This is a genomic window from Rothia sp. HMSC072E10, assembly GCF_001813965.1.
Lineage (GTDB): Bacteria > Actinomycetota > Actinomycetes > Actinomycetales > Micrococcaceae > Rothia > Rothia mucilaginosa_A.
On record NZ_KV814481.1, the window covers coordinates 180,773 to 191,819 of the forward strand.

The window sequence follows — 11,047 nt, forward strand, 5'->3', positions numbered from 1 at the left end:
GCCCGGGCTGACGCGAGCCCGCGGTACCGGGCGAAAAAATCGCTGTATAAAAGGCGGGGGCCGCTATTCAAAGAATGTTTGTTCTCTGAATAGCGGCCCCCGCCTTTTAGTTTTGTGCGGCGCTGCGTAACCTCGAGTGCGAGCCTACGCGACGAAGCGGCTCATGAGTGCCTCAAGGGCCAGGCGCGCGTTCGCGTTCGTGCGCAGGCGGCGCAGGGTAATCTCTATCGCCTGCACGTCCTGCAGGAGCCGCTCGGGGGAGCGGCGCTCGCACCACGCGGTCAGCGGCTCGCGCAGGTGCTCGTTAATGAGCGGCAGCTGTGCCGAAAGGGAGAGCGTCAGTGCATCGCGAAGTACGGTCTGCACCTGGGCCACCGAACGCAGCAGCGTATCGGAGGCTACGCGCTTGGCCCGGCGCTTCTGCTGGTCTTCAAGCCGGCGCACCTGGGCGCGCAGGGTCGGGGCCACGCGCTCGCCCTCACGGATGCCCAACAGCGCCATCAGCTCGGCGCGCTCCCGCTCATCCTTTGCGGCGGAGACCGCCTGGGCATCCTGTTCTGCCAGGTCGGTGAGTTTTTCCGCCGCGCTAAAGGCCGAAGAAATAGAACGGACGTTCAGAATGAGGGAGGTGGTCATCTCCCGGCGAGCCATGGCCTGCTCATCGGTGGCCAGGCGGTACCCCTCCTCGGCATCGCCCATGGCCAGGCGTGCCGCGCGGCGCGCCAGCGGGTCGGCCACACCGCGCGAGAGAAGATACCCGTGCACCTGCTCCTCCGAGGGAACCGGCAACTGCACCGGACGGCAACGCGAACGAATCGTGACCAGCACATCCGTGGGGGAGGGGGCCGTCAACAGCCAGATGGTGTGCGGAGGTGGCTCCTCGATGGCCTTGAGCAGTACGTTCGAGGTGCGCTCGGGCATGCGCTCGGTGTCCTCGAGCAGAATCACACGCCAGCGACCCACCGTCGGGCGGTCCTGGGCTTTCATGACCAGCTCGCGCGCCTCCTCGATGCTGATGTTCGTGGCCTCGGTCCTAAAGTGCGTGAAGTCCGCGTGCGAACCGTTCATCACGGTCACGCAGCCCTTGCACTCACCGCATCCGCGGTTCTGCGGTTCGGGCTGCTCGCAGAGCAGGGCCGCGGCAAACACCTTGGCCGCCTCGCGATGGGGCGCGCCGGCCGCGCCCGTAAACAGCCAAGCGTGGGTCGGGCGTGAGGAAGCGGCATCACGGCGCAACTGGTCGCGCTCGCGCTCAGGAATCAGCAGAGAATCCCACAGGCTCATGCATCCCCCTCGGTCTTCTGCTCGGTCACCCGCGGCGCGGCGGAACGATCGAGGATACGTTGGCTCAGTAGAGGCTCCACCACCTCAAGGACGCGGGCGTGCACCTCTTCAATCGTTCCCACACCGTCGACGATGCGGTGCGAACCGTTGGAATCCTCGCGAGCAATCCGCTCAAAGGCGGAGTGGATGCGCGCCTTAAAATCGGCGCCCTCGGCCTCGATGCGGTCCACGGTGCCGCGCTCGGTCATGCGCTCCTGCTCGGCGCGCAGGGGCACGCTCAGAAGCAGGGTTGCGTCCGGCACCAGGTCTTCGGTGGCCCAGCGGCTCAGGTCAACAATAGTATTCACCCCGAGGTCGCGGCCCACGCCCTGGTAGGCGGCGGAAGAATCGATGTAGCGGTCGCAGAGCACGATCGCTCCCTCGGCGAGCGCGGGGCGAATCAGCTGAGCCGCGTGCGCGGCGCGGGAGGCCGCGAAGATGAGCGCCTCGGTGCGGTCGTCAATAGCACCCTGGCCCGCCTCGAGCACGAGGGCGCGTAGCTTCTCGCCGATTTCGGTGCCGCCCGGCTCTCGGGTGGTGACGACCCGGTAGCCTCGGGCACGGAGTGCCTCATCCAGCAGGGTGAGCTGGGTGGTTTTGCCGGCGCCGTCGCCTCCTTCGACCACGATGAAGAGCCCGCGGCGGTTGGCGGGGTCCGCGGAATCGGGGAGGGGGGTGTAGCTGAGAGTATCCATCACCCCTTAAGGGTACCGGGTTCGCCGTGGGCCTGCGGTGCGCGTCGGCGGCCTGCTGGTGGGAGCCGCAACGGCCTTCGCGCGGGGCTCGGCAGTGCCCCCGCGTAAAAAGCGTGTTAATCCTGATCGGAAAGTGCTGGATGAGGTATGCGTTCGAGGCCTCGGTGTGCCAGGCTTAAAGGCATGAGTGCAGATAACCATGACATGAACTATTCCGCTGAAACCTATGTAGTCGCCGGTGGCCGCCCCGCCCACGAGCACGATGCGCCGGTGAACCCCCCGATTGTTCTGACTTCCACCTACCGCGGCGTGGACGCCGTCAACATTGAGCACGACCGCGTGTACGCCCGTTTCTCGAACCCGACCTGGGAAGGCATGGAAGAGGTTGTCGCTAAGCTGGAGAACGCTTCCCAGCCCGGCCTGCTGTTCCCCTCCGGCATGGCCGCCGTTTCCTCCGTGATTGACCTGGTGCCGGTGGGCGCTATCGTCCTGATTCCTAAGCACGCCTACATGGCGTCCGTGACCCTGTGCAAGGACCTGGAGCGCCGCGGCATCATCGAGCTGGTGCGCGTGGACATTGAGGACACTGCCAGCGTTATCGCAGCCATGGAGGACGCCGCATCCCGCGCCGGTGTGACCCCGGAAAACGTGAACTACTCCTCCCCGAAGGTCCTGGCCTGGCTTGAGAGCCCCACCAACCCCATGCTTGAGGTGGGAGATCTTCCCGAGATTCTTGCCGCAGCCCGCCGCCTGGGCGTCGTGACCGCCGTGGACAACACCTTCGCCACCCCGATTCTGCAGCGTCCGCTCGACCTGGGCGCCGACGTCGTGGTGCACTCGGCCACGAAGTTCCTGGCCGGCCACTCGGACGTGCTGCTGGGCATGACCCTCACCTCGAACGAGGAGCTGTACAAGGCGATGCTGCACTACCGCATCACCAACGGCGCAATTCCCGGCCCCATGGAGGCCTGGCTGGGTCTGCGCGGCCTGCGCACCCTGGCGCTGCGCGTGGAGCGTGCGGTGCAGAACGCGCAGGTGCTGGCCGAGCGTCTGAGCGAGCACCCCTTCGTCTCGGAGGTGCGCTACCCGGGCCTTGAGAGCCACCGTGGCCACGAGGTCGCGAAGAAGCAGATGTCCGGCTTCGGCGCGATTCTCTGCATCACGCTGGACACCGACGCGCAGGGCGCCCGCAACGTGGTTGAGGCGCTGAAGGTGTGGACCCCCGCCACCTCCCTCGGCGGTGTGGAATCCCTCGTGGAGCGCCGCCGCCGCCACGGCAGCGAGCCGGAGTCGATTCCCGAGTCGATGCTGCGCCTGTCCGTGGGTATCGAGAACGTCGATGACCTCTACAATGATCTGGTCGAGGCCTTCAAGGTCGTTCGATAAGGCACCGTTAGCTACGGTAGTGTGCTAGGGTACTGGGTACCCGGCTACACGGCCGCTCGAGTGAAGGAATACGATGTCTCCTATTGTCCTGGTCCTCTACGCGACCTTTCTGATTAACGTTCTGCTGTCGGCCGCCGGTGCCGTGATTGGCGTTTTGGCGCTGTACCGTGCTTGGACCGCACCGGCCAACGCCTACGAGTTCGCGGGCAAGCGCCCCAAGAACACCTGGCTTGCCCTGACTGGCGTTTCCGCCGCGGTGCAGGTGCTGGGCGTCTTCTCAGCCTTCACCGGCGCGGGCAACGCGATGCTGATGCTGCAGCTGATGGCCGCCGTAGTGAGTGGCGTGTTCCTGGCCGGCGTGTGGCCCGTCGTGGGTGGCCGCCGCTTCTAAGAGGTTTTCAGCGAAGCATCCGCGCCCACCTTGTGGCCGCCGCAAGCGCATACGGTGAGCCCCGCATACCGCGTTCCGGAACGATTTCCGGGCGCGGGATGCGGGGCTTTCTGCCAACTGAGCGGTGCATCCGGCAAGTTTTTGGGAGAACCCGTATTTTCTGCCCTCGAAGGCATGACAAACCGGCGGGTAAATGAAAAAATAGAAGCATGACTTACAAACTAGTACTCCTGCGCCACGGCCAGTCCGAGTGGAACGAGAAGAACCTGTTCACCGGCTGGGTGGACGTCAACCTGACCGACAAGGGCCGCGCCGAGGCTAAGCGCGGCGGCGAGCTGCTGGCAGAGCGCAACATCCTCCCCGATGTTGTGCACACCTCCCTGCAGCGTCGCGCTATCAACACCGCAAACATCGCCCTGGATGCAGCGGACCGCCTGTGGATTCCCGTCAAGCGCACCTGGCGCCTGAACGAGCGTCACTACGGCGCCCTGCAGGGTAAGAACAAGTCCGAGATTCGTGAGGAATACGGCGACGAGAAGTTCATGACCTGGCGTCGTTCCTACGACGTTCCGCCGCCCCCGCTGGACGACAACGACCCCTACTCGCAGGCACACGACCCTCGTTACGCCAACGTTGAGAACGCTCCCCGCACCGAGTGCCTCAAGGACGTTCTGGGCCGTATGCTCCCCTACTGGGAGTCGGACATCAAGCCCGACCTGGCAGCAGGCAAGACCGTTCTGGTGGCAGCGCACGGTAACTCCCTGCGCTCGCTGGTGAAGCACCTCGAGGGCATTTCCGACGAGGACATCGCCGGCCTGAACATCCCGACCGGTATCCCGCTGTACTACGAGCTGGATGAGAACTTCAAGCCCATTAAGGCTGGCGAGTACCTCGATCCCGAGGCCGCTAAGGACGCCATCGCAGCCGTGGCAAACCAGGGTAAGTAATTACCTCTCGCGAGGTTCGCTCTGCAGAGCGCCCGCGTGATTATGAGCCGCTCACCGTTTCGGTGGGCGGCTCATTGCGTGGGCCGGCCTCTTGGGTGGGCGGCTGTTCAATATACTTGTGGAAGATACCCACGCAGGAGGAGAACGTATGGATGCCGGTCTGATCGCCTTCATCGCGGGCATGATAGGTCTGCTGGTCGGCGTTCTGAGCATGAACGCGGTGGCCCGTAGTGAGCGTGAGCGTGAGCGTAGCCTCGTATCCGCACCGACGCTGCGTGACGGTGCGGCTCAGGTGCTGGCGGTGATTGGCCGCGCCTACCTGGTCATCGACGAGGTGGGGGGAGTGGTTCAGGCCTCGCCGGGCGCCTACGCGATGGGCCTGGTGCGCGGGCATACGGTCACCTCGCCCGAGCTGGCTAGCATGATTCGCACGGTGCGCCACCGCGGCATTTTTGCCGAGCAAAGCTTTGAGATTGACCGCGGCGAGAGCGAGGCACTGGTCCTGGATGTTCGCGTGGCCTCCCTGGGCGACGAATACATCCTGGTGCTTGCCGACGACCGCACCGAAATTTCTCGCGTGCAACGCATGCGTAACGACTTCGTGGCGAACGTGTCGCACGAGCTGAAGACACCCGTGGGCGCGGTGAGCTTACTCGCGGAGGCGATTGAGCAGGCTAGCGATGACCCGGAGGCGATTGAGTACTTCGTGGGCCGCCTGCACAAGGAGACGCGCCGCCTCTCCGCGCTGGTGCGCGACATTATCGAGCTCTCACGATTGCAGTCGACCGACGTGATTGCCCGTGGCGGCCCGGTGTCTGTGCCCACCCTGGTGGCGGACGCGATGGACCGCTCCCACCTGGCTGCCGAGGAGAAGGACATTCAGGTTTCCAGCCGCATTGAGGACGCCCCCGAGGTGTACGGCGACGCCGAGCTTCTGGGTATGGCCGTGCAGAACCTGGTGGAGAACGCGATTCGCTACTCGCCCGAACATACGAAGGTGGACATTCTGGTGCACCGCGTGGCTGATCAGCTGCTCATTGAGGTGTCGGATCAGGGGGTGGGTATTCCCGAGGATGAGCAGAAGCGCATCTTCGAGCGTTTTTACCGGGTGGACCCGGCTCGCTCGCGTCAGACCGGCGGCACGGGCCTGGGCCTGAGCATCGTGAAGCATGTGATGACTCAGCACGGCGGCAGTGTGACGGTGCGTTCGATGCCGCAGGAGGGCTCGACGTTTACGTTGGCCCTGCCGCTGACCGAGGCGCCGGAGGCACCGCTCACAGTGTAGTGTTAGCGGTATAGGTTTTATGGGAATCAAGGATAAAGTATGACGAAAATTCTGATTGTTGAGGACGAAGAGGCCCTGTCGGATCCCCTGGCCTTCCTGCTGGGGCGTGAGGGTTTTCAGACGGTCGTGGTGGACAATGGCCTGGACGCGCTGCCCACCTTTGAGCGCGAGGGCGCCGACCTGGTGCTGCTGGACGTGATGCTTCCCGGCATGCCCGGCACGGAGGTGTGCCGTAAGCTCCGCGAGGTGTCCTCGGTACCGATTATCATGCTGACCGCCAAGGACTCCGAGCTGGATAAGGTGTTTGGCCTGGAGCTGGGCGCCGACGACTACGTGACGAAGCCCTACTCGGCGCGCGAGCTGATTGCACGCATCCGCGCGGTGCTGCGCCGCCGTTCCGCCGAGCCCGACATGCCGATGGACGCGGTTCTTACGGGCGGCCCCGTGCGCATGGACATCGATCGCCACGTGGTGACGGTCAACGGCGAGGAAGTACCCATGCCGCTGAAGGAATTCGAGCTGCTGGAGATTCTGCTGCGCAACGTTGGTCGCGTGATGACGCGCGGACAGCTGATTGAGCGTGTGTGGGGCGCGGACTACGTGGGTGACACGAAGACCCTGGACGTGCACATTAAGCGCCTGCGTTCCAAGATTGAGCCGGATTCTTCGGCACCGCGCTACGTGGTGACGGTTCGCGGCCTGGGCTATAAGTTCGAGAATTAGCGTCGAGCCGAGGAGAGTACGTATGAGCTTTACCGCTGATTCCGTGACCGCCGAGGCCAACGCACAGAACCGCTTCGCGCAGAACCAGCCCGCGCAGAACCGGCAGAGCAAAGACCCCTCGCGCGTGGCCATTATTGTGTTGGGCGCAGGTTCGGGAACGCGCCTGGGTGAGCCGATTCCGAAGGCCGCGGTCCGCGTGCAGGGGCGTACGCTACTCGACCATGCCCTGCAGGGCGCCCGCGAGTCGCGGATTGCCGAGCACGTGGTGGTGACGGTGCCCGCCGGGTGCGAGAGCCTCTGCCCGGAGCTCCTTGAGGACGCGCACCGCGCCGAGGCGCTGGTGACGGTCGGCGGTGACACCCGCACCGCATCGGTGGTGGCGGCTCTTGACGCGCTTCGCGAGGCCGAGATCGCGGTGGATTACGTGCTGATTCACGATTGTGCCCGCTCTTTCACCCCGCCGGAGGTGTACCACCGCGTGCTGGAGGGCCTGGGCACCCGCGTTGCCGCGGGGACGGTGCGCGCGGTTATTCCGGTGTTGCCGGTGGTCGATACCATCAAGACGGTGGATGCCTCCGCGGTGGTTACTGGAACCCCGGCTCGCTCGAGCATGCGCGCCGTACAAACCCCGCAGGGATTCGAGGTGGCGGCGCTACTGGCGGCTCATGAGCGTAGCCGAGCCCTGCCTCCCGAGGAAGCCGAGCTGCTGACCGATGACGCGATGGCGATGGAGGCGGCCGGCGAACCGGTGCTGACGGTGGCCGGGCACGAGGACGCCTTTAAAGTGACCACCCCCATGGATCTGAAGGTGGCGCGGGCGCTCTTTGGCGGAACGCGCCCCTGAGTATCCCCTCTTCTTCTGTCTAATATCTATTGAGCGAAGGACCCATCATGACTGTTATTCCGCGCGTCGGCACCGGCGTTGACGTTCACGCTTTTGGCCCGGAGGGCACGCCCCTGCACATCGCCGGCCTGCACTGGCCGGGGGAGCGGGGCCTGAGCGGCCACTCCGATGGCGACGTGGTGGCTCATGCCGCCGCGGATGCGCTCTTCGCCGCCTCCGGCACGGGGGACCTAGGTTCGAACTTTGGTGTGGACCGCCCGGATATGAAGGGCGCCTCGGGTGTTCGTATTCTTTCGGAGGCGGCGGCGATTGTGCGTGCGGCCGGCTTCGAGATTGGCAATGTGAGCGTTCAGCTGATTGGTAACCGCCCGAAGTTCTCGCCGCGTCGTGAGGAGGCGAACCGCGTACTCAGTGAGGCGGCGGGTGCCCCGGTGACGGTGATTGCGACGACTACCGACGGTTTGGGTTTGACCGGTCGCGGAGAGGGCGTGGCGGCGATTGCGACGGCCCTGGTGTATGAGCGTCACTAGGCTTATGCTCGGCTTGACCCATTCCGTAACCTATCGCCCCGGTGCCTGAACCGACCCCGTAAAATGAGAGTGTGACTATGCGTTTTTATGATTCAGCTTCCGCAACTATCCGCGAGTTTGAGCCCGTCGTGCCCGGTGAGGCGCGTATCTACTATTGCGGTGCCACGGTGCAGGGTGAACCGCACCTGGGCCATATCCGTTCTGCGCTGGTGTTCGACCAGCTGAGCCGCTGGATGCGCTACCGCGGCCTGAAGGTGACGACGGTCCGCAACGTCACCGATATTGACGATAAGATTTTGGCGAAGTCCGCTGATTCCATGCAGCCCGGTTTTGAGGGCGAGTTCCCGAATGAGCAGTGGTGGGCGCTCGCGTATCGTTTTGAGAAGGTGTTTGCTCGGGCCTACGCGGCGCTGGGTATTGACCCGCCGACCTATGAGCCGCGCGCGACCGGCCATATTCCCGAGATGTTTGCTCTGATTCAGCGCCTGATTGACCGCGGCCACGCCTACCCGGCGCTGGATGACTCGGGTGACGTGTACTTTGATGTGCGTTCCTGGGAGAAATACGGCTCGCTGACCAACCAGAGCATTGACGATATGCAGGATTCGGCGGATGCCGATCCGCGCGGTAAGCGCGACCCTCGTGATTTTGCGCTGTGGAAGGGCTATAAGGAGGGCGAGCCGCTGACCGCTTCGTGGGAGTCCCCGTGGGGTCGTGGCCGCCCGGGTTGGCACCTGGAGTGCTCGGCGATGGCCGGTAAGTACCTGGGTTCGCGCTTCGACATTCACGGCGGCGGTCTGGATCTGCGCTTCCCGCATCACGAGAACGAGCTGGCCCAGTCGACCGCGGCCGGCGATGATTTCGCGAACTTCTGGATGCACAACGGCATGGTCACCTACGAGGGTGAGAAGATGTCGAAGTCTATCGGTAATACGATTTCGCCGGCGCAGATGCTGGAAATGGCTCGTCCGCTGGTGGTTCGCTACTACCTGGGTAGCGCGCATTACCGTTCGGTGCTGGACTATCGCCCGTCTTCTCTGCAGGAGGCGGCAACGGCTATTGAGCGTGTTGAGTCGTTCCTGGCCGCAACTCAGGATTTGCTGAAGCCCGACCGCGAGGTGCCCGAGGCTTTCGCCGAGGCGATGGATGACGATATGAACATTCCTCGTGCCCTGGCGGTTCTGCATGAGCAGACTCGCGCGGGTAATGCAGCGCTCGCTGCCGGTGAGGACGCTTCGGAGGCCGCTAATGCCGTGATGGCTATGGCTGAGGTGCTGGGCCTGGCGCAGCTGATGAGCTTTAACGCTGAGGGCGCCTCGGATGCCGAGCACGAGGCCCTGGACTCCCTGATTCAGGCGGTTCTGGCGGAGCGTGCGGATGCGCGTGCCCAGAAGGATTGGGCTAAGGCCGATGCGATGCGCGACCTGCTGTTCTCCGCGGGTGTGAAGGTGCGTGACGGCGCTGAGGGTTCGAGCTGGAGCATTGCGTAGGTTGGTGGCGTGCCCCGCGTTCTGCGTTGGGGGCTTAGGCGTTGCGGGTCTTTTCGCGTAGACTCGTATTCATTATTTTGACGAAGGAAGAGAAGAATGGCTAAGGCAGGTTCGCGCCCGGGCGCTACCAGCAAGAAGAAGGGTGCTACTAAGGGCACCGGCGGTCACGGCCGTAAGGCCCTTGAGGGCAGGGGCCCGACTCCGAAGGCTGAGGATCGCGTTTACCACAAGGCGTACAAGATGAAGCGTGCGGCTGAGCGTCGTGCGGCGACCGGTACGAACCGTAAGTTCCAGACTCGTTTGGGCGGTAAGCGCGCCAGCGATGAGCTGGTGACGGGTCGTAACGCGGTGCTGGAGGCGCTACGTACCGAGATTCCCTCGAAGCACCTGTATATTATGAGCCGCATTGAGGTGGATGACCGCGTTCGCGAGATTATGACGATTGCGAATAAGCGCAACATCCCGATGCTGGAGATTCCGCGTAGCGAGCTGGATCGTCTGACCGATGGTGCGGTGCACCAGGGCGTGGCGATGCAGATTCCGCCGTACAAGTACCCGGATGCTACCGATCTGGTGCTGGATACGATGGAGCGCTGGCACTCGGGTAAGCTGTCGACTCCGCCGCTGTTTGTGGCGCTGGATGGCATTACCGATCCCCGTAACCTGGGGGCGATTATTCGTAGCGTGTCGGCGTTTAGCGGTGACGGCGTGATTATTCCCGAGCGTCGTTCGGCTGCGGTGACCGCGGGTGCGTGGAAGACCAGTGCCGGTGCGGCTGCTCGTATTCCCGTTGCAATGGCGACTAACCTGACTCGCGTGATTCAGCAGGCTAAGGAGCAGGGCATCTTTGTGATTGGTCTGGATGGCGGTGGCGATATTGAGCTGCCGGCTCTGGAGCTTGCGAACGAGCCGCTGTGCGTGGTGGTTGGTTCTGAGGGTAAGGGCCTGTCCCGCCTGGTGACCGAGAACTGCGATCAGATTGTGTCGATTCCGATTGATTCGGCGATGGAGTCGCTGAACGCGGCGATGGCTGTGGGCATCACTCTGTACGATGTGTCCCGTCGTCGTGCGGTGGCTGCCGAGTAGGTTGTCGCGATAACCGTTCTGTAGGTTTATGAACGTAAGGGGGAAGGCGTCCCGTGAGGGGCGCCCTCCCCCTTTGCTCTTGATGGCGGGTACGCCAGGGAACCGGTCGAGGAGCGGAAACATAAGGATGCAGGGGAGGGGCGGTAGCCCCTTCCCCCATCTTTTCTTCGTTTCGGGGGCCTTTTGCGCTTCCGTAGGGGGTTTCCGGAGTGATTTTTGGGGATTTTCGGGCTTTCGTGGGGATTTTTAAGATTTTTTCGAAGATTTTTTGACGCCTTTACCCCGCATTGACTAGGGGTTTTGTTCCACTGTTCAGGTCAGAATGAACCTAAAGGCCCTTATTTGTG

General features: G+C 63.7%; 11 protein-coding genes. 9 read left to right on the plus strand and 2 right to left on the minus strand.

Annotation, left to right across the window (positions count from 1 at the left end; all coding sequences use genetic code 11):
* Positions 1-144: 144 nt before the first annotated feature.
* Positions 145-1,284, minus strand: a complete 1,140-nt coding sequence (locus HMPREF2944_RS01450; protein ID WP_070648288.1) for a DNA polymerase III subunit delta' — start codon at positions 1,282-1,284, stop codon at positions 145-147.
* On the minus strand, positions 1,281-2,018 hold the full coding sequence (gene tmk, locus HMPREF2944_RS01455; RefSeq protein WP_070648286.1) for a dTMP kinase: 738 nt from the start codon (positions 2,016-2,018) through the stop codon (positions 1,281-1,283). Before tmk ends, HMPREF2944_RS01450 begins: the two co-directional genes overlap by 4 nt.
* A 183-nt stretch (positions 2,019-2,201) precedes the next feature.
* Here tmk and HMPREF2944_RS01460 point away from each other — a divergent pair, with 183 nt between their 5' ends.
* From HMPREF2944_RS01460 to rlmB, 9 genes are all read left to right on the plus strand, one after another.
* Entirely contained in the window at positions 2,202-3,404 is a 1,203-nt protein-coding gene (locus HMPREF2944_RS01460) for a trans-sulfuration enzyme family protein (protein WP_070679766.1), read from the plus strand.
* Positions 3,405-3,477: 73 nt separating this feature from the next.
* Positions 3,478-3,795 carry a DUF2516 family protein gene (locus tag HMPREF2944_RS01465; RefSeq protein WP_070679769.1) on the plus strand — a complete coding sequence of 106 codons (318 nt, stop codon included), beginning with the start codon at positions 3,478-3,480 and terminating at the stop codon, positions 3,793-3,795.
* A gap of 209 nt (positions 3,796-4,004) precedes the next feature.
* A complete protein-coding gene (locus HMPREF2944_RS01470; protein WP_049334003.1) occupies positions 4,005-4,742 on the plus strand; it encodes a phosphoglyceromutase in 738 nt (245 codons plus the stop codon).
* A gap of 148 nt (positions 4,743-4,890) precedes the next feature.
* Positions 4,891-6,027 (plus strand): sensor histidine kinase, encoded by a 1,137-nt coding sequence (locus tag HMPREF2944_RS01475; RefSeq protein WP_049334004.1) that lies wholly within the window; start codon positions 4,891-4,893, stop codon positions 6,025-6,027.
* Between the two features lie 39 nt (positions 6,028-6,066).
* On the plus strand, positions 6,067-6,750 hold the full coding sequence (locus HMPREF2944_RS01480) for a response regulator transcription factor (RefSeq protein ID WP_049334005.1): 684 nt from the start codon (positions 6,067-6,069) through the stop codon (positions 6,748-6,750).
* A gap of 22 nt (positions 6,751-6,772) precedes the next feature.
* The gene (gene ispD, locus HMPREF2944_RS01485) at positions 6,773-7,594 is read left to right on the plus strand and encodes a 2-C-methyl-D-erythritol 4-phosphate cytidylyltransferase (protein ID WP_080974969.1); all 822 of its coding nucleotides are present in this window, start codon (positions 6,773-6,775) and stop codon (positions 7,592-7,594) included.
* Between the two features lie 47 nt (positions 7,595-7,641).
* A complete protein-coding gene (ispF, locus tag HMPREF2944_RS01490; protein WP_070648276.1) occupies positions 7,642-8,124 on the plus strand; it encodes a 2-C-methyl-D-erythritol 2,4-cyclodiphosphate synthase in 483 nt (160 codons plus the stop codon).
* A 71-nt stretch (positions 8,125-8,195) separates the two neighbouring features.
* Entirely contained in the window at positions 8,196-9,614 is a 1,419-nt protein-coding gene (cysS, locus tag HMPREF2944_RS01495) for a cysteine--tRNA ligase (protein WP_049334007.1), read from the plus strand.
* Between the two features lie 96 nt (positions 9,615-9,710).
* On the plus strand, positions 9,711-10,700 hold the full coding sequence (gene rlmB / locus HMPREF2944_RS01500; RefSeq protein WP_049342682.1) for a 23S rRNA (guanosine(2251)-2'-O)-methyltransferase RlmB: 990 nt from the start codon (positions 9,711-9,713) through the stop codon (positions 10,698-10,700).
* Positions 10,701-11,047: the final 347 nt, after the last annotated feature.